Annotated in this window: 17 protein-coding genes; 9 read left to right on the top strand and 8 right to left on the bottom strand. The window is 43.5% G+C overall.

Annotation, left to right across the window (positions count from 1 at the left end; all coding sequences use genetic code 11):
• Window positions 1–14 precede the first annotated feature (14 nt).
• From AACT52_RS26315 to AACT52_RS26290, 6 genes are all read right to left on the bottom strand, one after another.
• Window positions 15–1,136, bottom strand: coding sequence for a hybrid sensor histidine kinase/response regulator (locus tag AACT52_RS26315; protein ID WP_073633981.1), 1,122 nt, complete (start codon window positions 1,134–1,136; stop codon window positions 15–17).
• 25 nt (window positions 1,137–1,161) lie between these two features.
• Window positions 1,162–4,440, bottom strand: a complete 3,279-nt coding sequence (locus AACT52_RS26310; RefSeq protein WP_073633980.1) for a PAS domain S-box protein — start codon at window positions 4,438–4,440, stop codon at window positions 1,162–1,164.
• A complete protein-coding gene (locus AACT52_RS26305) occupies window positions 4,440–4,922 on the bottom strand; it encodes a response regulator (RefSeq protein WP_073633979.1) in 483 nt (160 codons plus the stop codon). Before AACT52_RS26305 ends, AACT52_RS26310 begins: the two co-directional genes overlap by 1 nt.
• A gap of 6 nt (window positions 4,923–4,928) precedes the next feature.
• Complete coding sequence (locus AACT52_RS26300) at window positions 4,929–7,229, bottom strand: ATP-binding protein (protein WP_073633978.1); 2,301 nt, start codon at window positions 7,227–7,229, stop codon at window positions 4,929–4,931.
• 699 nt (window positions 7,230–7,928) lie between these two features.
• Window positions 7,929–9,209 (bottom strand): RNA-guided endonuclease IscB, encoded by a 1,281-nt coding sequence (gene iscB, locus AACT52_RS26295; RefSeq protein WP_073633977.1) that lies wholly within the window; start codon window positions 9,207–9,209, stop codon window positions 7,929–7,931.
• A 194-nt stretch (window positions 9,210–9,403) separates the two neighbouring features.
• Window positions 9,404–11,326, bottom strand: coding sequence for a glycosyltransferase family 39 protein (locus tag AACT52_RS26290; protein WP_083630563.1), 1,923 nt, complete (start codon window positions 11,324–11,326; stop codon window positions 9,404–9,406).
• Window positions 11,327–11,500: 174 nt separating this feature from the next.
• Between AACT52_RS26290 and AACT52_RS26285 the strand changes: the two genes are divergently transcribed.
• On the top strand, window positions 11,501–13,963 hold the full coding sequence (locus AACT52_RS26285; protein ID WP_073633976.1) for an ATP-dependent helicase: 2,463 nt from the start codon (window positions 11,501–11,503) through the stop codon (window positions 13,961–13,963).
• Window positions 13,964–14,077: 114 nt separating this feature from the next.
• Window positions 14,078–14,605 (top strand): hypothetical protein, encoded by a 528-nt coding sequence (locus AACT52_RS26280; protein WP_073633975.1) that lies wholly within the window; start codon window positions 14,078–14,080, stop codon window positions 14,603–14,605.
• Between the two features lie 3 nt (window positions 14,606–14,608).
• Here the strand turns inward: AACT52_RS26280 and AACT52_RS26275 are convergent, their stop codons facing one another.
• Window positions 14,609–15,145: a GrpB family protein gene (locus AACT52_RS26275; protein WP_073633974.1), complete on the bottom strand. Its 537-nt coding sequence runs from the start codon at window positions 15,143–15,145 to the stop codon at window positions 14,609–14,611.
• 128 nt (window positions 15,146–15,273) lie between these two features.
• Here AACT52_RS26275 and rpmI point away from each other — a divergent pair, with 128 nt between their 5' ends.
• The 6 genes from rpmI (at window position 15,274) to AACT52_RS26245 (ending at window position 18,747) form a co-directional block, all read left to right on the top strand.
• Complete coding sequence (gene rpmI / locus AACT52_RS26270) at window positions 15,274–15,471, top strand: 50S ribosomal protein L35 (protein ID WP_069349133.1); 198 nt, start codon at window positions 15,274–15,276, stop codon at window positions 15,469–15,471.
• 22 nt (window positions 15,472–15,493) lie between these two features.
• On the top strand, window positions 15,494–15,850 hold the full coding sequence (gene rplT / locus AACT52_RS26265; protein WP_073633973.1) for a 50S ribosomal protein L20: 357 nt from the start codon (window positions 15,494–15,496) through the stop codon (window positions 15,848–15,850).
• A gap of 12 nt (window positions 15,851–15,862) precedes the next feature.
• Window positions 15,863–16,681: a transporter substrate-binding domain-containing protein gene (locus tag AACT52_RS26260; protein WP_073633972.1), complete on the top strand. Its 819-nt coding sequence runs from the start codon at window positions 15,863–15,865 to the stop codon at window positions 16,679–16,681.
• A gap of 128 nt (window positions 16,682–16,809) precedes the next feature.
• Complete coding sequence (locus AACT52_RS26255) at window positions 16,810–17,334, top strand: tetratricopeptide repeat protein (RefSeq protein ID WP_073633971.1); 525 nt, start codon at window positions 16,810–16,812, stop codon at window positions 17,332–17,334.
• Between the two features lie 123 nt (window positions 17,335–17,457).
• Complete coding sequence (locus AACT52_RS26250) at window positions 17,458–17,706, top strand: helix-turn-helix domain-containing protein (RefSeq protein ID WP_073633970.1); 249 nt, start codon at window positions 17,458–17,460, stop codon at window positions 17,704–17,706.
• A 45-nt stretch (window positions 17,707–17,751) separates the two neighbouring features.
• Window positions 17,752–18,747 (top strand): DNA-methyltransferase, encoded by a 996-nt coding sequence (locus AACT52_RS26245; RefSeq protein ID WP_073633969.1) that lies wholly within the window; start codon window positions 17,752–17,754, stop codon window positions 18,745–18,747.
• A gap of 21 nt (window positions 18,748–18,768) precedes the next feature.
• On the opposite strand, the gene AACT52_RS26240 is transcribed toward AACT52_RS26245, so the two are convergent.
• Window positions 18,769–19,362 (bottom strand): restriction endonuclease, encoded by a 594-nt coding sequence (locus AACT52_RS26240; protein ID WP_073633968.1) that lies wholly within the window; start codon window positions 19,360–19,362, stop codon window positions 18,769–18,771.
• 532 nt (window positions 19,363–19,894) lie between these two features.
• Between AACT52_RS26240 and bchB the strand changes: the two genes are divergently transcribed.
• Window positions 19,895–21,421, top strand: a complete 1,527-nt coding sequence (bchB, locus tag AACT52_RS26235; RefSeq protein ID WP_073633967.1) for a ferredoxin:protochlorophyllide reductase (ATP-dependent) subunit B — start codon at window positions 19,895–19,897, stop codon at window positions 21,419–21,421.
• Window positions 21,422–21,614: the final 193 nt, after the last annotated feature.

Raw genomic sequence — 21,614 nt, 5'->3', positions numbered from 1 at the left:
CAGGTGTACTTAGTTCACGAATTTTGGAGGGGCAAGCTAACGACAAAAGTTGTACCCCGACAGACCTCACTTTCAAAACTGATCGTGCCTCCATGCATCTCGACGCATTGCTTAACAATTGCCAGCCCCAATCCTGTACCTGGAATATTGCCAACGTTATCTGCGCGTTGGAAAGGTTCAAAAAGCTTTGCCTGAGATTCTTTTGGAATTCCAATTCCTTGGTCTTGTACCTGGAAACAAATGTTTTTTTCCTCCCAAGACAGGGTTAAGGATATTATGCCACCTTCTGGCGAGTACTTAATGGCATTAGAAAGCAGATTATTCAGCAAATGCCAAAGGAGTTTTTCATCGAGGCAGGCTATACGTTGGTTGCCAATAACTGAAAATTGCATCTCATGTTTCTCTCCTACTGCCAACTGTAAAGTTTCAATTTGTTCTTGACAAAATGTAACAACATCCATGGGTGCAGGATTGCATTCAATTGCGCCGGATTCAGCTTGCCCTAGTGTTAGTATGTCATTCAATAGATTAATTAAACTATCTGTGGCATATTGAATGCGAGCGATGTGCTTTTGTATTTTCTCTTTTGGCAGTTGGTTGCTGTAGTGTTTGAGTATTTCAGAACCCAACCTAATTGTGGTTAAAGGATTGCGAAATTCATGAGCCGCCATATAGAGATATTGAGATTTTAGCTGAGATTGGAACTGGGCAATTTGCTTATCTGCTTGAGCTATAGACAACGCCTTTTGTACCTCAAACTCTGCCTGATAGCGTCCAAGAGCAATTTCAATTGTGGTAGAAAGTATCCTTTCATCAAAGGGCTTTAAAATATAGCCAAAAGGCTGCGTGGCTTTGACTCGTTCTAGAGTTGCTCGATCTGCATTGGCAGTTAGGTAGACGACAGGTACATGGAAACGAGATTGAATCTTAAATGAAGCTTCGACTCCGTCCATCTCCCCGCCAAGCCTGATATCCATTAATACTAAATCAGGTTGGAGTGCTTCCACCATAACAATAGCGTCTTCTCCCGTTGCGACGAGAGCAGGAACAACATATCCTAGATATTCCAGTGTTTCCCTGAGGTCATCAGCAACGAGCTGCTCGTCTTCAACAACCAAGATTTTTATCGGAACCATAATTCATTTTCTGGTGCAAGGGGTGTTAAGCTTTTAAAGCCCTGGGAAAGGTGATATGGAACGTGGTACCGCTTGAGCGCTCAAGGAGTATGTTAGCTTTAAGTTGTTTTGTTAAATTATGTACTATTCTTAAACCCAAAGAGTTGGTATTTTGCCAATCTAGGGTTTCTGGAATGCCAATACCACTATCGCCTACTGTTAGCGTAATGGTATCATTTGTACCTAACACAAGACGAATGATGATTTCGCCGCCTCTGTCTTCAGGAAACGCGTACTTGAGAGAGTTGGAAACCAGTTCGTTGATAAGCAGCCCGCAAGGAATTGCAGTATCAAGAGTCAGCTTAATGCCATGAGTTTCAATCTTCAGGGCGATCGTCTTTTGGCTCATCCCATAGCAGCGGAAAAGGTTGTTCGTCAGACTGTGAATGTATTCACCAAAGTCTATTTGGGAGAGTTCTGGCGACTGGTACAAATGTTCATGAATCAGTGCCATAGATTGCACCCGATTTTGAGACTCTTGAAATAAAATCATAGTACCTTGCTCTTGGGCACGTCGGGACTGCATTCGCAGTAGACTGGAGATGATTTGCAGGTTGTTTTTGACGCGATGGTGAATTTCCTTCAGCAGAGTCTCTTTTTCCTCTAATGAATGCTGAAGTTGTTCGACTGTCTGCTTACGTTCGCTAATATCGCTTATCCGTACCAGCCTATGAACTTTACCAGCAACACTGATTTGTTTGGAAGCTAAATGACCCCAAAATAAATTGCCTTTGCGGGTAACGTATTCAATTTCTTGACTCCAAAAGCCTTTGATTTTAATTTCTTCTAGGATTTTCTCTATCTCTTGGGGAGTGAACTGATATCTTTGTAATGTGCTGCCGCGAATATCAATCAGTTCCTCTTTGCTAGATGCTTCAAACAACTCAACAGCACGGCGATTACAATCAATTATCAAAAGAGTGTCAGCATCTACCAGGAAAATGGCATCCGCCGATTCATTAAAAATAGCTTCTCGCAAATCCCGATTTTGAATCATCTCTAACTCAGCCTGTTTGCGAGCGCTAATATCTTGAGAAATTCCAATACCACCAATGATTTTTCCTTGGGTATCCCGTACCAAATCTGTTGAAAGACTAATGTCAACTATCGAACCATCTTTCCTGAAGCGACGAGTTTCTACTTGGGTGAATCCCTCACCAGCAAGCGTCTGGTGCATAAATTCGAGAAACTTTCCGTATTCTTCTGGGGGAATGATTGGTAAAGGCTTACCAAGGATTTCTTGAGCATCCCAGCCAAAGATACGCTCGCACATCGGGTTCCACAGGACAATATTGCCTTCAGGATCAATTAAATCAATCGCTACTGGCGCAGATTGAATAATTGCTTGGAGTAAGGCGTTAGTTTCTCGAAGTTCAGCTTCTCTAATTTTGCGTTCGGTAATATCTTCAGCCAAACCGACGACACGTTGAACTTTATAAGCGTCATCTCGAACATAAAAACTTCTGGTACAAATCCAACGAATCTCTCCATCACGTCGGATGATTCGATATTCGTGTTTGAAACCTTCAATGTTGAAACTTCTGTTGACATCCTGCAAAACAGTGTCTTTGTCATCAGGATGGACAAGCTCAAACCAAGATGCAGGGTTTTGATATAGGCTCGAGCAGGATCTGCCCCAAATTTCTTCGTAAGCTGGACTGATATAAATCAGTTCGCTCAAGTCATGGTTATAGACAAAGAAAACTTCGCGGATATTTTCTGCTAGTTGACGAAACTTCTGTTCACTTTGACGCAGCTCATCTTCTATTTGTTGACGTTGAGCAATTTCGCTGCGTAAGTTAGCATTTGCCTGCTCTAAATCACTGGTACGCTGTATGACTCTTGCTTCCAACTCTTGATTGAGTTGACACAAATCTTCTTCTGCTTGCTTGCGTTCTGTAATATCTCGTCCTTCTAAAAGCAGCCAGACAACTTGCCCTGTGTTATCAACAATAGGCTTGAAGGAAAAATCAACAGTTCTCAAAACACATTGTCCGTTAGGTACTTTCACCTCACAGTAAGTACAATAACCAAGAGCTGCTTGGGCGATCGCTTTTCGTAATCCTCTGTGCGCTTCTGGGACAATCTGACAACAGAACAACTCCCAGAAGAATTTGCCAATCGCAGCATCGTGTTTCTTGCTAAAAAACTCTAAACATGCCTGGTTGAGTTCTAAAACTTTGCCATCTGGAGCTAATAACCCAATAAATTGAAAAGTCTGTTCAAAAATGGCACGGTATTTGCGTTCGCTTTGCTGTAATTGAACTGTGCGCTCTTGCACTTTAACTTCTAGCTGTGTATTGAGGTTTTGCAAGTTTTGGTAAAGTTCTGCCTGTTGAATTGCAATCCCCAGTTGCACAGAAAGTTGCTCTAGCAAATCTATTTCCCATGACTGCCATTGACGCGCAGCAGAACACTGGTGAGCCACCAGTAAACCCCAAACAGATTGCTCAGCTTCTTGGGGTTGAGTACTCGAAAAAATCGGGACAAACAAAATTGCCTTGACTTGAAACTGTTCTAGCATTTGAACATAGCAGTCAGACAATTTAGCTGCATATATATCATTAACCGCACCTGAGCGACGGTGATGATCGCTTGCTCTCATATTTTGAAAGCAGGTATCCTCAAATCTGGTATTGAGGCACGAGTTCCACCCAAGCAAAACAGATTCTGCAACAATTGTGCCGCTCATATCTGGAGGACACTGGTAGACAAGCACCCGATCCGCCTTGAGAAAGTTACGAATTTCATCGACTGCTGTATTGAGAACAATTTCTAAGCTCAAGGATTGACGAATCCGCAGAGCAATTGTCGCAATCAAACGTTGCTGCTCTTGCTGTTGTTCTAGCTGCTGCATGAGGCGCACCCGTTCCATAACCGTAGAACAGGAACGATTGAGAGCTTGACTTGTCAGCTTTCCCTTGACTAGATAATCCTGCGCGCCGCTTTTCATCGCCTGCACAGCAACGCTCTCATTTCCATATCCCGTCAGCATGACTATTGGCAACAAGTTTTTACCAGTAGAAAGCTTTAATTCTTCAATAAATTCTAGCCCTGTTGCATCTGGTAGCATGAAATCGAGCAGGATGAGATCTGGCATCGAATGCTGGCAACGCTCAATCGCTTCTGCTGCGGATTCAAATTCTACAATCTGACAACTGTATTGGCGATGATCTATGGTGCTGCGCTCTAAGTAGCGACGATATGCCGTGCGGTCTTCTACACAATCATCGATAATAAAAATTGTGCGTTGGCTCTCCTTCATTACTGTGTAGAATTGGGAAGAATAGCTGTTTTAAACCAGTAATCTAAAAAAATTCGGACGGTTTTTCTTAAGGCTTCCACACCAATCGGTTTAAGCATATAGCAATTCACACCATATTGGTAACAACTTTTAATATCTTTTGGGCTAGAGGAAGTGGTAAATACTACAATAGGAATACTTTTGAGTGCCTCATCCTGCTTGACCTGTTCAATCACCTCTCGTCCATCAGTTCCAGGCAGATTTAGGTCTATCAAAATGATGGCTGGACGAGGAGACGTGGCTGGATCGGCGTACTCCCCTTGGTGGTAGAGATAGTCTAAGGCATCATCGCCATCGCAGGTACGGTACACTGGGTTGAAAAAAGCAGCTTCCCCCAGCATCCGGCTAAATGCTGCAAAATCCTCGTCGCTGTCTTCCACTAATAAGATGGCTTTGTTGATATTTTGGGTATTGAGAACTGACTGAAGTAATGAGTCTTGCATATCTGTTTAACGTGGTAAGGTGAAATAGAAAGTACTGCCCTGACCGTAAGTAGACTCGACCCAGATTTTACCATCGTGTCGTTCGATGATTTTCTTCACAATGGTCAAACCCGCACCCGTACCACCGCCGTACTTGCCAGGAGCATGCAGTCGCTTAAAAATCCGAAAGATGGTTTCCAAATGTTTTTTACGAATGCCAATACCATTATCCCGGACGGAAAATGTCCAAAAAGGACTCGGAACCTCGGGTTGGTTTTGGGATTCTAAACATTCTACTTCTACCCATTTTTCATGGCTGTCATTATATTTGAAGCCATTGCCAATTAAATTTGTTAAGACTTCCTCAAGTAAAACGCGATCGCCCCGAATTGTTGGCAAAGGTTTGGGAATCCTGATATTAATATTGGCATCTCCTAAACTCATACGAAAGACTTCAGCAACATTCTTCACCAACTCGTTAAAGTCTATCACCTGCATATTTAATTCCTGTCGTCCCAATCGGGAAAAATGCAGCAAGGAATTAATGATATCCTCCATGCGCTTTGTCAAGCGCACTAAAGTTTCTAACTTCGAGATTCCTTCTCCATCCAGAACATTGGCATAGTCTTCTAGCAAAAATGTTGAGTAGTTGTGAATGCCCCGTAATGGCTCTTTCAAATCATGAGAAGCAATGTAAGAAAAAGCATCTAATTCGTTATTGCTGCGTTGTAACTCCAAATTGATAGCAGCCAGTTCATCAGCTTTGCGAAGAACAATCCCGACAATCGCACTTCTCAGTTCCATTGCTCCATCTATTTCGTACTGCTCCCAAGGTGAGGATGTACCGGATACAGTTTCTTTCCACAACTTAAACGATTGACGCGGGAAGATCGTTAAACTACCATCGGGTTCTATTTTTGTGGGCTTTTGAGGATTTCCTGCCCAACTCACCTGTTGCAATCTTTCTGGACGGAACCACAATACATAATTGTTGCTAATTCTGGTGATTGAAAGAGCTAACAAACCACTTGCGACTTCTTTAAACTCCATCGCTGGAGGGTATTGCTGAGGTAAAGAATCGGTGACAAAAAGGTAGTTGTGAAATTTGTCCTTTAACCAGGCAATTAAGTCATGAATCTCTGATTCTTTCGGTGTTTTACCAATCAGCATCAAATGACCATCAAGGCATACTGCCACACCTTCAGCGTTGACTAGTTTGAGCAAAGTTGCTCTGTCTTGCACTAAAGCATCAGTTAAATCTTGCGCTCGGGCTACTGTATCTATAAATTTTGTTTGAATCGACTTTAACTGCAATTTGGAATCTAAATTTTCATTTTCTTCCTTAGAAACGAGTTCTAAAGACATCACCTTTCCTAAAAACTCACAAATTGTTCTGATTTCATAAGGAACAAATCGAGGAGTGTGATGATGGCAAGCAATTAAGCCCCATAGTTTATTGTTCTTTATAAGTGAAATTGACATCGAAGCTTGAGCTCCCATGTTTTTCAGATATTCAATGTGAATCGGAGAAACGCTCCTCAACACACTGAAAGTTAAATCGAGGGGAGGTAGGGGAGATGAGGGGGATGAGGAGGATGAGGAGGATGAGGGAGGTGGAAGGGAGATAATTGCTACAGGTTGATAGTTGACATCGGGAATCAAGCGCAGTGGATTGACAATATACAGATGTCTTGCTTGTTTGGGAATGTCAGTATCTGGGTAGTGTAAACCTAGGTAAGGCTCTAATTCCTCTAATTTATCTTCGGCAATCACCTCACCTGAACCAGTAGTATCGAACCGGTAAACCATGACTCGGTCGAACCCTGTGATTTTTCTTACTTCTGTCACAATAATCGCACTTAATTCACTCAAGTTTGAAACTTGTTGGAGTTTAGTAAGTGTGCCGCGTGTCAGAGTGTAAAAGTTGACAAAACTGCTGACTGTTTCAAGATTACAGGGTTCTAGTTCTAGTATGAGATAGTTCTGCGGCGAACGGTGAATAACGCCATTAAATTCAGTCGATTTCCCTTGAGCGCGAACCAAAAGTTTCAGGGGATTGAGATGTTCAAAATCTCCCTGAAGACAGCCAGCAATAGCAGTGAGATGATCTGGTTCAAGGAGAATAGATAAGTGCTGTCCTAATAAGTTTTCAGGTGGAATACCCAGTAAAGCTCGTGTATTATTGCTGATTTGAAGTATTGCCAAATCAGGTTCCGATAAAACCAAGAGAATACCGTGAGGTTGGATAGAGCCAGGAATGTGAATCGGCTCGCGATCGCAATTTGTCAAATTAACATTATCAGCAGTTATCACATCTTGTAAATTCATGGATACGCTTTGTGTAGAGAGCATGGGTATTTGGTTAAATGCACCTATAGCAATCCTATCGGATTTTTTTTAAAGGCTTTGATTGAATTAACCAATCCAAACCCCGAGGGTCCACAGTTGGATAAAAGAGAGTTTTACGAATGATTTAGGACTGTTATAATAACAATTATTTTTAAATATATTAAATAGAAAATTTTTACGTACTTTAAACTTTTTTTATAGCTAAATTCTCAAAAAATTATCACTCTTAAGTTATAAATACTCCATTTTTTTGATTAATAATGAAGAAATTTTTCTTCATTATCATATTAAAATTGTTATTTTTTACACCATGTAAACCTTAGATATACCTGCGTTGCCAACACTTGTTACTCATAAGTGTTGTAGTGATATTTTTAACGACTAGCAAATACATGTAGCGGTTCTCATCCGCATGAAGTACAGGTTTATCTGCCTGCAATGCTTTGTGCGTCTGCGGTTCCTTAATTCTTTAATGTATTGCACCCAATTTAAAACCGCTATAATATAACTTAAAAAAGTTGTAGCTATTTGTCAATAGTTAGTAGACTAAGTTTATTTGTTATTAAAGACAACTAAGAAATTCACAATTAAAAATTCAAAATCTTCTTTTTCCACCAAAAATGCGGCAAGGGTGCCCACACCGTCCCTAACGGGCGGTGTGGGGGGAATTGCCGCCAACTATAAAACCGCGAAGCCATCGGCTTTATGAATGACTTGCAAATATTTAGGATGAACGTCAAAACTCTTGCCTCCTGTTGTTAACTTGAAACTTGGTTTGAATCTAATCGCAACCCGTCCAATATAAATTCCAGCATATTTACCAGCTGGGATATTAGCTTTCAGGATGTCACCAGTTCCAAAGCCCATGAAAAATTTAGCTCGTTGTGCATGACGAATCGGAAAGCCATAACGGTCAGTACCACAACGCTGTCTTCTGCCGTGTCCAATGGAGACGACCAAAAGTGGTTTAATGGGTTTGATTAATAATTGTTGAGGTGTGCTAGTACCAACACAAGCAGCGTCAGCCCAATGAGATTTTTCGATCCCTTTCGTCTTGCGGTTGAACTTAGTTAAACCGCCGCTACCTGTCTCTATTGGTAGCCCGGTTTGCTGCAACCTCCGAAACAATTCCCATCGAGTAGCATTAACCGCTGCTGCGTGTTTTAGCGGTGTTTTGGCTTGGGCTAAAATGCGTTTAAGCAAGTCAGGCTTACCTGTTATAAATTGCTCAATTAGTTGATTCCCTTTACCTTGATTGCAAGGGCGGCAAGCTAATGTTAAATTGCTAACACGATTTGTACCACCGCGACTTTTGGCAACAATATGCTCGACTTCTAGTGGCAGGTTGAGAGCATCGCAATAAACGCATTTTCTTCCCCATTTAGCAAGCAAATATTCCTTGACTTCAAAACCAAATAGCTCACCTCGCTGATAATCAATCCCAGAAATCTCTGGGTTGACTAACGCGCTTGTATCAAACCGAACTAACTCTTGTGAAATGGCGATAACTGGGCAGAACTTTCTAATTCGTTGCACCCAAGTCATAATATTAGCAATTCGACTTTCAAGACTTGGTGGCAGCCATCCCTTTTTACGAGTGCGGTTGAGAAATCGTGGTTGACGGTAACGGGTTTTTCGGTTACGTCTACCTCTTCTTAATACCCGACGAGACAACAGTGCGTCTCGGATTACTTGCCCTCTATGAGTGACTTCAATTGCTGTAGTAACGCGACCTATTGGTTCTTGTACAACAGCAATCCCTGTGGTCTTGCTTCCAGGGTCAATCTTGATTCGATGCGGATGAACTACAGAATTTTCAATCGTTCTATCCTTCAACACAATCGTAAAAGGATAGCGTCGAAATACTGCCGCTCTATCTGCCTTGAGTAGTTCTCTTGCCCTTGCTGGATGGCAAGGGTCAAGCGGCTTCAAATTTTGGTCTAATACGAAAACGTACATTACTGTTGCCTCTTCCCCGAAGGGAGTAAAGTTTGCCTCGACAATGTATAGCGGTCGGTGAGGCAGCGCGCAGAACGGGGGTTCCCCCCAGGAGCGACTGCCGAACCCCGAAGGGGTACTATTCAAGCACCACTGGTTTAACCCTTTAAACCTGTTTAACTGCTTGATTCTAGAGCTTGAGGCTGGCACGCACCTCAAAGTAGGTCTTTAACTCTTGCCGCTAACGTAGCCTTTAAAGGCTGAGTCTGGTCAACTAGGACTCTTTCAAGCCCACGCCATACCCGGAACGGGTTGGCGCTGGGTTGTTGACAGCGATACAGTTGATAGGGAACACCAACGCGGTAGTGCTGCAAGGAATCTATGGTGCAAGTCATTTGCTGCGAAAGTGTGATCTGCTGTGGATAGTCTTTGCGTTTTCTACCTGGACCAATAAGCCATAAATTAAGCTTACTTGCAGCTGGTGTAGGAAGTTCGGAAAGTTTTTGCAAGACAGGAGCAAAGTCTGGTGCTTGCTTGAAGAAAGCAATGTCAGATGAGGGAGATGAGGGAAATGAGGGGGATGAGGGGGATGAGGGGGATGAGAGAGATGAGGGGGATGAGGGGGATGAGGGAGATAAGGGGGATGAGGGAGATGAGGGGAATGAGGGAGATGAAGAGATTAATTTGTCTTTCCCTACTTCCCGAAGTGGTTCCAGTGCTAAAGCGAAACTTAACCCTAACGCCACATCTTGGTAATCTCTGTATCCCACCACCATCATAAGGGGGAGTGAGGGATTTTGATTCATATTTTGCGCGACTTTCTCAGGTTGAAAGGGTTTTTGGAACACTAAGTTGGAAACAACGAAAACACAACTGAGAATGCCGACAAGGAAAAGAATGAAGAATGAGGATTGAAGATTGAAGATGGAATTTTTTATTCTTTTTTCTTTCTTGTTTATTTGAGCAAAACTCGCAGCAAGGAGGGCACAAAAGCTGGGATAATAAACAAAGTGATAACGGGGAATAGGAGTAATATCTTTGCCTAAGAAATAGGCAATGGCAAAAAATTCTAACAATACCCAAATCGAGAAACTTAAGAGAGTAAGTGTCGCTAAATGCGTTGATTGTGCATACCATAGCTGTCTTAACCCTTTGAAAGCTTGCCAACCCACCCATACACCAAACAAAAGCATTAATAACCCAGATATGACTGCAATTGCCAAAGGCTGATTTTCTACAGGAAGAGAAATCAGCATCAGCAGCCAACTAATGAGAGTTTGATAGAGTGGAGAAATGTTTTGCGGAGGGTCCAGCCAAGCGGTTTCAGAACGGTTATAGTTATTAAAGACAACTGGTAGCCAAGGCAAAAAGCTAATTGCAACAACACTTACACATAGAATCAGTGCTAGCCAAATTTGGCGTTTGTTAATGATATTTGCCCTGCGCCAACAGATCAGCACCAGTAGCGTAGCAATTTGGGCAATCAAGGCAAGAATACAAAAGTAATGGACATAAAGACTGATACTATTAATGATTGCCCATCCCAGCAAAACCCAAAGTCTAACTTTCTGGCGCTTTTCGATATCCTTGACAACTTGCACCAGCCCCAGTAAAGATAAAGCGATCAGGAGCATGGGTAATGTGTAGTGTCGTGCTTCTTGGGAAAGGTAAACAGCTAGGGGAGAAACAGCCATAAAAGCTGCTGCAATTATCCCCGCAGAGCGAGAGAAGGCAATACGATTAACATAGTAAATTGCTACAATTGCCGCAATACCAAAAAACACTGCTGGCGATCGCAATTTTGCAATCCACTCACTTCCCAAAGGACTCAACCAGTTCAACCAACTGTACATCCCGCAAAAAAACAGCGGCGGATGAGTAGACTGGGTTGCAAGGTTTTTGGCAATTTGAGAACAACTCACTCCTGGTTGGATAGTAAAAATCTCTGGTACACGTTCCAGGGGTAGTACGACATCCAAAGGCAAATCGTTGTAGCTTTTGCCCAAGCTGAAAATGGCAGTAATCACCTCATCCATCCACAGAGGTTTGAGATCCAAATTCCAAAAACGCAAGATTGCACCCAGGGCGATCGCCCCAGCTAAAGCGAGATAATGTAGATACAGTTTGCGATTTGCCATTCCTTTCAATGGTTAGTCGTTAGTGGTTAGTAGAACAACTAACAATTCCTAGTCCAAAATTGCAACGGCAGATGAAGGCAGATAAATATCTGAACATTATCCACGTACATCCTTTGTCCATCTGCCGTTCAAAATTTAAAATCTTATTAAATAAGACGCTAATTTGATAAATCAGTGCCTCAAGAATCTCAATCGATAGAAGTATCTTCATTGTCTGTGTCTTCACTGCGAGAGACAGGCATAGCAAGTATCCGTGATAGCCTGCGTCTCGGACAGCAGCATATGGCTAACTGGGACTGTGGATCACTGGCTGTTTCAGCGGTTCCCGGTGCTGGCAAATCTACAGGAATGGCAGCAGCAGCGGCAATTGCGATCGCCCGTCAGTATGATCAATCTTCTGCATTACGTCGCAATAGCCGTCGTCAACTGATTGTTGTTACCTTTACTCGCTCAGCTGTTGCCAATATTAAAGTTAAAATCCGCGAATACTTAAAAAAATTATCTTTACCTCAGACTGGCTTTACTGTACACACGCTACATGGTCTTGCCTTAAATATAGCCAACCGCTATCCGGATTTATCAGGTTTACAGTTAGAAAATGTTACATTAATTACCCCCAACCAAAGTCACCGATTCATCCGGACTGCTGTAGAACAATGGATTAACACCCATCCAGGGCGTTATTCTCGGTTATTAGAAGGTATTCAATTTGACGGAGAAGAAACAGAAAGACTGCGGCGTCAGTCGGTGTTACGTACAGAAGTCTTGCCAGAACTGGCGACTACAGTCATTCATGAGGCAAAAAGTTCTGGTCTATTCCCCCAAGATTTGCGTGAATTCAGCAAGCAAATCACAGACGAATATGAAATTTTAAGCATCGCGGCTGGGTTGTACGAGCAATATCAAAGTTTAATGCGATCGCGTGACTTTATCGACTACGATGACATGATTTTAGCCGCCCTGCGCGTTTTGGAGAACGAAAACGCCCGGAGAATCGAGCAAAATCAAGTTTTCGCCGTCTTTGAAGACGAAGCACAAGATTCTAGCCCACTGCAAACGCGACTCTTAACAATTCTCGCCACTGACGCCCACAACCCCAACCAACCGCCAAATATGATTCGCGTTGGTGATCCCAACCAAGCGATTAACTCCACCTTCACCCCAGCCGATCCAATTTATTTTCGGCAATTCTGCAAAGAGTGTGACGCCCAAGGGCGACTGGTGACAATGGATCAAGCTGGTCGCAGTACCAAAATTATTATCGACGCCGCCAACTTTGCCTTGGAATGGGTGAATAGCCTTTATGTGAAAACAGGACAACAAGGACAAGCAGGACAAGGGAGAATTTCTACCTCATCTCCCTCATCCCCCTCATCTTCCTCATCTTCCTCATCCCCCCCATCTCCTCACCTCCCCATCTCCCCATCACCATTTCGTTTTCAAAGAATTCGCCCTGTTGAATTCAATCACCGTCAAAATGATGTCAATCCGCAAGCTGTGGGACGGGGACTGGAACTGTACACGCCTCGTGATATTCATCACACAGTCGAGTTATTGTCCGAGAGGGTTGTAGAGTTATTTTCTCAGGACGCGGACAAAATTAGTGCAGCTATTTTGGTGCGGGAGAACCGTCAAGGACGGTGGTTAGCAGAGGCGTTGACCTCAGTGTGTAAAAAGCATGAAATTCCAATTTATGATGTTGGGGAACGCGATCGCCATTCTCATGTCCCGGAAGAGATTTTGGCAGTTTTGCAATTTTGCGATCGCCCTCATTCTCCCGACTACCTCAAAGGGACATTACAAGTCCTTGTACATCGGCGATTGATTGAAACGCAAGACCTCAACGCCCTTGCAACTTTGCCCGAAGAATTTTTGTATCCAGGTCCTTTGGCTGCACCTCAGCCACAGCCCGTGCAAAAAGCTGCTCGCCTGTGTCGGAGTTTACTTCGCGCTCGTTTAGAACTGCCCCTGTACCAGTTAATTTCATTCATCGCCCTAACACTTAATTACGAGCAAGCAGAACTAGCAACAGCCGACAAATTAGCAGAACGGGTGAATCAGCAAATAGCTGGCAATACTTCGATGGGGGCGATGCTGAATGTATTAAGTGAAATCGTCAGTTCCGAACGGTTTGAACCTGTGGAAACAGAAGACTTAGAAGCACGATACACCCGTTCCGGTCAACTCACAATTATCACCATGCATAAAGCAAAAGGGCTGGATTGGGACTACGTTTTCATACCCTTTCTGCATGAAAACTTAATTCCTGGCAGATTTTGGGTTCCTCCCCAAAGCCAGTTTTTAGGTGACTTTACTTTATCAGAAGTTGCCCGCGCCCAAATTCGTGCTGCTCTCCACGCGAAATCTACCTTACCTAGTGTCACCGCAGCTTGGGAACAGGCAAAACACCTAAAAACAGCAGAAGAGTATCGCTTACTCTACGTTGCCATGACAAGGGCAAAGCGCCTGTTATGGATGTCTGCGGCTTCTAAAGCTCCATTTACCTGGAGTAAACCAGAGAATTTACAAGAGCAAACCCCTTGTCCGGTATTTCCTGCACTCAAACGCCAGTTTCCCCAATGCATAGTCACAATGGCAACAAATCTCGGAGGAGACACAAAGAAAAGCGGCACATAATCCGAAACTTTGGGACTTGAGTTTGAAGTCTCTAGTTGTATAGAAAAATCAAAACTTGCGCTAAGGGCATAGCTCCTAGCGGCAATTTAACTTATTTAATCTTAAGGGTGTTCTATGAAAGACATAAACAAACTATATCCTGCACTTAACCAAACACTCAAGTCCTCTAAGGATGTTTTGTTAACCCTAGCCTTAACGAGCCTGCTATACAATGGACTCGGACTTGGTGCCAACAATTCTACTGCTGCTTTTGCTAGCGATGAACAGATACAGAGCAGCTACAGTAGCGTTGAAATATCCCAAAACACAGACCAGTTTTCCAGCTACAGCCGCATTCAAATATCTCAAAACACAAACCAGATCTCAAACGAACTGCCAAAACGGATAGCAAATGCTATTTTACGTGATGCTTCCAAACGTTCCGGCGTAGCAATCCGTGAGTTGGAAATTGCTCAAGCCACTCCAAAAACCTTTGGAAATCCTTGCGAATTCAAATTTGGAGAAGTTTGCACCAGGGAATACAAGCCGATTAAAGGTTGGGAAGTCGTTGTTGGGGTGCGAGACGATTCTTGGACTTACCACGTCAACAAATCCGGCTCACAAATCGTTGTAGATCCCAAAATCAGCAGCACGAAAGGTTAACCTTTACTCAGGTTTATTTTCCCCAGATTGATCATGTCTTGCCTTTTCCATAACCGTTTGGATATACTCTGCCTTGCCATCAGTATAAGCCTCCCGGTCTATGCGAAAACGCGCCGCCAAATCCCGTTTTAAAGCTTGATAACGTTGCGCCTCCTCAGGATGCGTTCTTAAGTAGTCGCGGAATAACTTTCGCTGCCAAAATTCCCCGTACACCTCAACCACATGGACGTGATGAGTACGCTGTTTCCCGTATGGCGGCATTCCTTTGACAAAAAACATCCGTCCAGGACGAGGGTTTTCACGCCAATACACGTACCCTAACGCCTCTAACACAGGAATAGCGCGTTTACCCTCCTCCAAAGACCGCACTCCCACCATAATATCAATTACTGGTTTTGCCGCCAGTCCTGGCACTGCTGTACTACCGATATGCTCAATAGCAACAATGAAATCACCTATCGCCTGACGAATACGTTCTGCCTCCTGGGCGAACAAACTAGCCCAACGCGGGTCATAATTAACAATCTCTACCTCATCCATACATAAAGTTCCTGTTTATCAAAACTCATCTCTTGTTCTTTATCTTTCTTCGCGCTCTTTGCGTCTTGGCGGTTCGTTTCCAAATTCTTAGTTTATAATTATAGATTGTGTCGAATTAAAGCCAGCACATGCCTAAACTCAAAACCCGTAAAGCAGCGGCAAAGAGATTCCGTGCCACAGGTACCGGCAAAATCGTACGTCGCAAAGCTTTTAAAAACCACCTGCTACAGCACAAATCTTCCAATAAGAAACGTAACCTGTCGAAAATGGCAGTTGTCAACGAGCGCGATGAAGAAAACGTGCGCCTCATGCTCCCCTATTTGTAATTTGTTAAGGAACTAAGACGATATGACACGGGTAAAACGCGGTAATGTTGCTCGCAAACGCCGCAAAAAAATTCTCAAAATAGCGAAAGGTTTTCGCGGTTCCCACTCAACTCTGTTTAGAACCGCCAATCAAAGAGTGATGAAGGCGCTGCGGAACGCCTATCGCGATCGCAAAAAACGCAAACGCGATTTCCGCCGCCTGTGGATCACCCGCATTAACGCTGCTGCACGCCTACATGGCTTGAGTTACAGCCAGTTGATTGGGAATCTCAAAAAAGCCGACATCCAACTCAACCGCAAAATGTTGGCTCAATTGGCAGTTCTCGATCCAGCAAGCTTCAGCAAAGTCGCTGAATTAGCAAGCCAAGCCAAAGGATAAAGGTGGCAACGGATGGATAACGGATGTAACAGATGGAAAGCAGCTTGTCGGTTACATCTGCTGATATCCGCTGCCATTTTTTTCCTTTTGATTTCCTATGTGATAGCAGATACACAATTATCAGCATCTGCCGCAGAAATGCCCGAAATTCAGCGGCGGGGCTATTTAAATGTTGCCGTCAAAGATAACTTGCGTCCACTAGGATTTAGAGATGCAAGCGGCAATTTGCAAGGCTTGGAAATCGACTTAGCAAAGGCATTGGCAGCTGATTTAGTAGGTAAAGCAGATGCTGTGAAATTGCAACCGGTGGCAAATCGCGATCGCCTATCCGTAGTCTTAGATAATAAAGTGGATATGGCGATCGCCAGAGTCACAGCAACCTCCTCACGCTCTCGCTTGGTAAGTTTCAGTGTTCCTTACTACTTTGATGGCGCTGTTTTAGTCACAAAAGATACTTCTTTGCAACGGCTGAGCGATTTGGCAAAACGGAAAATTGCCGTCCTCAAAAATTCCAGCACCATTGCCAACGTGCGTTATTATTTACCAAATGCCGAGTTAGTGGGAGTAGATTCTTATCAAGAAGCCTTTGCGCTCTTAGAAAACAATGCTGCAAATGCTTTTGCCGCAGATACTAGCGTTCTTAGCGGTTGGGTGCAACAATATCCCCAGTATCGTCTACTGCCAACCAAGCTATCAACAGAACCATTATCTGTGGTAATGCCCAAGGGATTACAGTACGATGAATTACGAAGGCGGGTAAACGAAGCCATTGCCCGTTATATTAATTCTGGTTGGCTCCAGCAACGCGCTACATATTGGGGATTACCCTGAATTAGGGAAGTATAAATTATGCATGAAAAATTATCAATCAAAATATAAATTAAAATTTTTATCAGCCATAATTTTCACTGTTCCCTGTAAGTTGATAATAGAAAAAGAAGAAACTTTAAATAAAGACAATGGATAACAATCTAGCGATTATTTATCTGTCAATTTTTGTGGGTCTGCTCTTAATTGCGAGTGTCAGCGTTTTTCGCCAGGTGTTCAAAAGTCGTAAGCTGGAAAGCACCATGTCACGCTTACGAAACAAGCTGACTAAAGAAAAAGGGACATCTCAAGAATATTACGAGTTAGCCAGTATTTATTCTGAGAAAAAACTATTTTCCCAGGCAATAACCTTCTTTCAAAAAGCAATCAAAGCCGCCGAAGAAGAAGGAGAAGAAAATGTAGCATATATATATAATGGGCTGGGCTACGCCTACTTCGCACAAGAACAGTATGACTTAGCGATTCGTCATTATAAAGAAGCCGTCAAATCTAAACCCGACTATGTGACAGGGCTGAACAATCTCGGTCATGCATACGAGCGGAAAAAATTAACTGCTCAAGCTCTGCAAGCTTATGAAGAAGCACTGAAACTTCAGCCAGATAATACCACGGCAAAACGCCGTTCTGAATCTTTGCGTCGCTTAGTATCTGCATGATTTACGAGTATTTCTCGTTCCTGCGCTTTGCCTAAGAATACCTTGGGGAGGTTTTACCTCTCCAATTTTTATAATGGTCAGACAAATTACTTGTGAAGTCGCAGCTTTTTTTCAGGTTGACATATGTCAGAATCCTTCTCAAAAGATACCCCTGATTTGCTCTCTGTGGCTCAGACAGCCAAGTTACTCGGTGTTACCCGTCAACGAGTGCATGACTTGATTAAGAATAAACAGATTGTAGCTTGTAAACTTGGACGTTACTACTACGTAGAAGCTTCAGAAATCAAGAGATACAAGAATCAACCAACCGGGAAACCTTATCAACCCCGTACTACAGGTTCTCAGAAAAACTCTATTGACATATGTCAATAGAGTTTATAGAATTACACTATAAAAAATGTGCTAAAAATAACATCAATGCTACCCTTTCAACTTATTTCGCCCTCGATTGCTAATCAGCAGAGGTTGCGGCAGATTTATATCAGCAACTATGGCATTCTTTATCAAGGTGACTGCCTAAAGCTTTTATCGGTCTTGCCTGATGCGTCTGTAGATCTTGTATTTGCTGATCCACCCTTCAACATTGGTAAGCAATATGGTGAAGGCGTAAGTGATCGGATGGAAGCAGAGAAATACCTTATCTGGTCTCAGGAATGGCTTAGTGAGAGTATTCGGGTACTTAAGTCGGGTGGAAGTTTATTTGTCTTCAACCTACCAAAGTGGTGTATAGAGTATGGTGCTTATTTAAACCGACAGGGGATGCTGTTTCGTCACTGGATAGCTTGCAGAATGCCTAAAGCTTTTCCAAGAGGTCGAAAAATGTCACCTGCACACTATGGATTGCTTTACTACACGAAAGGAGAACCAACGGTTTTCAACAAGATTTATACACCTATTCAAGTTTGTCGGCATTGCGGTGGCGAAATTCGTGATTATGGTGGACATCGCAAAAAATTGAATGAAAAAGGAATTAACTTAATGGATGTTTGGGATGGTCCAGAAGACGTTTGGGAAGATGCTTCAGCCGCAGATAGCGATGAGGTGTTATGGACATTAGCTGAGGAAATGTGGACTGATATTCCACCAGTTCGACATCGTTGCCACAAGAAACGAATTCCTAATGAGCTTGCTCCCATTATGCTAGAGCGCATTATTGCGATGGCATCTAATCCAGGACACCTTGTGGTTGATCCATTCGGGGGAGCTGGAACTACGTTTTATGCGGCAGAAAAACTACAGCGTTACTGGATTGGTTCAGAGATTGGTGATACTGAGCCAGCACTGGAACGGCTTACCAACCTAGCTAATGGACATATGGAACACTGGGAATCAGCCAGAGGAAAGAAGAAATCAAAGCCTCAGCCTAACAAATTGGATGCTTCTCAACTCTCCCTTCCCTTCTCAACTCAGTAGTCACTTTGAGACTAACTAATCCTAGACCAGGGCGCGACCATCTGTTCCTTTTGTGATTCTCGGCACGCTAGTATCTACCTGATCGTGTTCAATTACAAATATTGCAAGGAAACCCTCTTGTATTCTGACTGCCCGCCAAACATCAAAATATGGCTCTAGCTCTTCGTAGTTTCCAATACGATCAGTTAGGTAAGGATACAGCTTTCTGCTAGGAAGCACTAAAGCAGCACCGAGAAAGACACCACGTAATAATCCGAGAACTAACTTATTAACTGCTCGGTGGCTTGAAGAGATGTTGCCAGTCTCCCACTCAAGTGCAAAGAGATAGTCATCTATCACTTTTGTTGCATCTACTTTTCCTGGTGACTTGGTGGCATACCTTATTGGAGTTTCTAACCTCCACCCAAATTGGTCTCTTAGAGTAGTCATGCAAGCTTCTTTGATCGGCTTGACACCGTTTCCATGTTTTGTTGGGTTAATTGTGAAGCTTGATGTTCCGGGAGGATACACAATTAAAGAAATTGCACTGCGAATTTCTGACCGAATTATAGACCAATCGCTAGACTCCTCAAAACTTCCAATACTAATCAAGGAAACTTCTTGAACAATCTTCATAAATTTGATTACTCCTCATCATAAGTAATTGTTGATTGAGATTCTTACTACTCAATGCCCTTTCAATTCAACAGGAGTGGCAGCGACAGACGTCATGGATGAAGCGAGCGCACAAAGCGCATTAAAGGTAATCACGCTCTTAAACTGACCACTCGCTTCTTGTGGCTAGCAAAGTGTTAGTTGGTGCGTTTGGTTTGCTAAAATGACGCACAAAGACTTGATGGTAGAGCAAGCAAGTCTTTGGCGATTGTTGGTTGAAAGAATTTTCAAGATGGCATCGCAAAAATCATAACTGATTTGCCAAAACATTAAGATTCGTATCACTTAGACAACACAGATGTTGTTTCAGTCAAAAGCTCAATTCCAAACCCTAAGCAGGTTTCAGCCATAGCACCTCTATTTGAACTTTCTTAACCCTCGCTTCTTCCAAGCTGCAAGTTCTGAGAAAATCAGAAACGATTTAAAAAACAAGCACTCATTAATCCACCTCTCATCGGACACATTTTGTTTCACAAAAAGGGAGAACACAAACATGAAATTGGCTTACTGGATGTATGCAGGTCCCGCCCATATTGGCACTTTGCGGGTTGCTAGTTCCTTTAAAAATGTTCATGCTATTATGCACGCGCCCTTGGGTGATGACTACTTCAACGTCATGCGTTCCATGCTAGAACGCGAGAGGAACTTCACCCCGGTGACAACCAGTGTCGTTGACCGCAACGTTTTAGCACGTGGCTCCCAAGAGAAGGTGGTCGACAACATCACCCGCAAAGACGCCGAGGAACGCCCAGACTTGATTGTGTTAACTCCCACCTGCACCTCGAGCATTCTCCAAGAAGACCTGCACAACTTTGTGGAGCGGGCGCAGCTGGAAGCGAAAGGAGACGTAATGCTAGCGGACGTGAACCACTACCGTTTCAACGAACTGCAAGCCGCCGATCGCACTCTGCAACAAATCGTCCAATACTACATCGAGAAAGCCCGCAAGAAGGGCGAACTGCCCGAAGGTAAAACCGAAAAGCCCTCCGTTAACATCATCGGTAGTTCCACCCTTGGTTTCCACAACCAGCACGACTGCACGGAACTGAAGCGGCTGATGGCTGATTTGGGAATTGAGGTGAATACCGTAATTCCCGAAGGTGCTTCGGTTCACCAGTTGAAGAACATGCCCAGAGCCTGGTTTAACTTGGTGCCTTACCGTGAACTCGGCTTAATGGCAGCTCGTTACCTGGAAGAACAATTTGGAACGCCCTACGTAGATATTACGCCGATGGGTGTTGTGGAAACTGCCCGCTGCATCCGTAAAATTCAGCAGGTGATTAACGGTCAAGGTGCGGATGCTGATTACGAAGAATACATCAACGAGCAAACCCTGTATGTCTCTCAGGCTGCTTGGTTCTCCCGTTCCATTGACTGTCAAAACTTGACCGGCAAAAAAGCTGTGGTGTTTGGTGACAACACTCATGCTGCTGCTATGACCAAGATTCTGGCACGGGAAATGGGGATTCACGTTGTTTGGGCTGGAACCTACTGTAAGTATGATGCAGACTGGTTCCGCGAACAGGTCAGCGAGTACTGCGATGAAGTGCTAATCACCGAAGATCATGGTGCAATTGGGGATGCGATCGCCCGCGTTGAACCTTCTGCTATCTTCGGTACCCAAATGGAACGCCACGTTGGTAAGCGCCTGGATATCCCCTGCGGTGTGATTGCTGCACCAATTCACATCCAGAACTTCCCCATTGGTTACAAGCCATTCATGGGTTACGAAGGGACAAATCAAATTGCGGATTTGGTTTACAATTCCTTCACCCTAGGAATGGAAGACCACCTCTTGGAAATCTTCGGCGGACACGACACCAAGGAAGTGATTACCAAGGGCATTTCTGCTGATTCTGATTTGGCGTGGGCGAAGGATGCTCAAGCAGAATTGAACAAGATTCCTGGCTTTGTGCGCGGTAAAGTCAAGCGCAACACCGAGAAATTTGCTCGCGAGCGGAATGTGAGTATCATCACAGTCGAAGTGATGTACGCTGCTAAGGAATCTGTGGGCGCGTAGTTTGTAGGCACGATTGTTTGTGTACAGGGAGTTGTCCTCACAAATTTCTCCCAGCACAAGCAAGAACCGTTTGAGTGTTAAAGATGAAATCTCTTGTAAAAGTCAAAATTGGAGAAAATTAAACCACAGATGGACACTAGTTAATTATCTGTGTCCATCTGTGTCCATCTGTGGTTCTAAATATCCTTAAATC

It is taken from the genome of Scytonema sp. HK-05, from assembly GCF_963872035.1.
Classification (GTDB): domain Bacteria; phylum Cyanobacteriota; class Cyanobacteriia; order Cyanobacteriales; family Nostocaceae; genus Kalymmatonema.
The sequence above is the reverse complement of the archived record's forward strand: the minus strand, read 5'-3'. Positions and strand labels throughout refer to the sequence as shown.

What these genes read in the sequence shown, in the direction of transcription:
- AACT52_RS26290 (WP_083630563.1), bottom strand. Translation starts at nt 11,326, where the DNA reads ATGGCAAATCGCAAACTGTATCTACATTATCTCGCTTTAGCTGGGGCG.
- rpmI (WP_069349133.1), top strand. Translation starts at nt 15,274, where the DNA reads ATGCCTAAACTCAAAACCCGTAAAGCAGCGGCAAAGAGATTCCGTGCC.
- AACT52_RS26260 (WP_073633972.1), top strand. Translation starts at nt 15,863, where the DNA reads ATGGATAACGGATGTAACAGATGGAAAGCAGCTTGTCGGTTACATCTG.
- AACT52_RS26255 (WP_073633971.1), top strand. Translation starts at nt 16,810, where the DNA reads ATGGATAACAATCTAGCGATTATTTATCTGTCAATTTTTGTGGGTCTG.
- AACT52_RS26245 (WP_073633969.1), top strand. Translation starts at nt 17,752, where the DNA reads ATGCTACCCTTTCAACTTATTTCGCCCTCGATTGCTAATCAGCAGAGG.
- iscB (WP_073633977.1), bottom strand. Translation starts at nt 9,209, where the DNA reads ATGTACGTTTTCGTATTAGACCAAAATTTGAAGCCGCTTGACCCTTGC.
- AACT52_RS26275 (WP_073633974.1), bottom strand. Translation starts at nt 15,145, where the DNA reads ATGGATGAGGTAGAGATTGTTAATTATGACCCGCGTTGGGCTAGTTTG.
- AACT52_RS26310 (WP_073633980.1), bottom strand. Translation starts at nt 4,440, where the DNA reads ATGAAGGAGAGCCAACGCACAATTTTTATTATCGATGATTGTGTAGAA.
- AACT52_RS26300 (WP_073633978.1), bottom strand. Translation starts at nt 7,229, where the DNA reads ATGAATTTACAAGATGTGATAACTGCTGATAATGTTAATTTGACAAAT.
- rplT (WP_073633973.1), top strand. Translation starts at nt 15,494, where the DNA reads ATGACACGGGTAAAACGCGGTAATGTTGCTCGCAAACGCCGCAAAAAA.
- AACT52_RS26315 (WP_073633981.1), bottom strand. Translation starts at nt 1,136, where the DNA reads ATGGTTCCGATAAAAATCTTGGTTGTTGAAGACGAGCAGCTCGTTGCT.
- AACT52_RS26240 (WP_073633968.1), bottom strand. Translation starts at nt 19,362, where the DNA reads ATGAAGATTGTTCAAGAAGTTTCCTTGATTAGTATTGGAAGTTTTGAG.
- bchB (WP_073633967.1), top strand. Translation starts at nt 19,895, where the DNA reads ATGAAATTGGCTTACTGGATGTATGCAGGTCCCGCCCATATTGGCACT.
- AACT52_RS26250 (WP_073633970.1), top strand. Translation starts at nt 17,458, where the DNA reads ATGTCAGAATCCTTCTCAAAAGATACCCCTGATTTGCTCTCTGTGGCT.
- AACT52_RS26305 (WP_073633979.1), bottom strand. Translation starts at nt 4,922, where the DNA reads ATGCAAGACTCATTACTTCAGTCAGTTCTCAATACCCAAAATATCAAC.
- AACT52_RS26280 (WP_073633975.1), top strand. Translation starts at nt 14,078, where the DNA reads ATGAAAGACATAAACAAACTATATCCTGCACTTAACCAAACACTCAAG.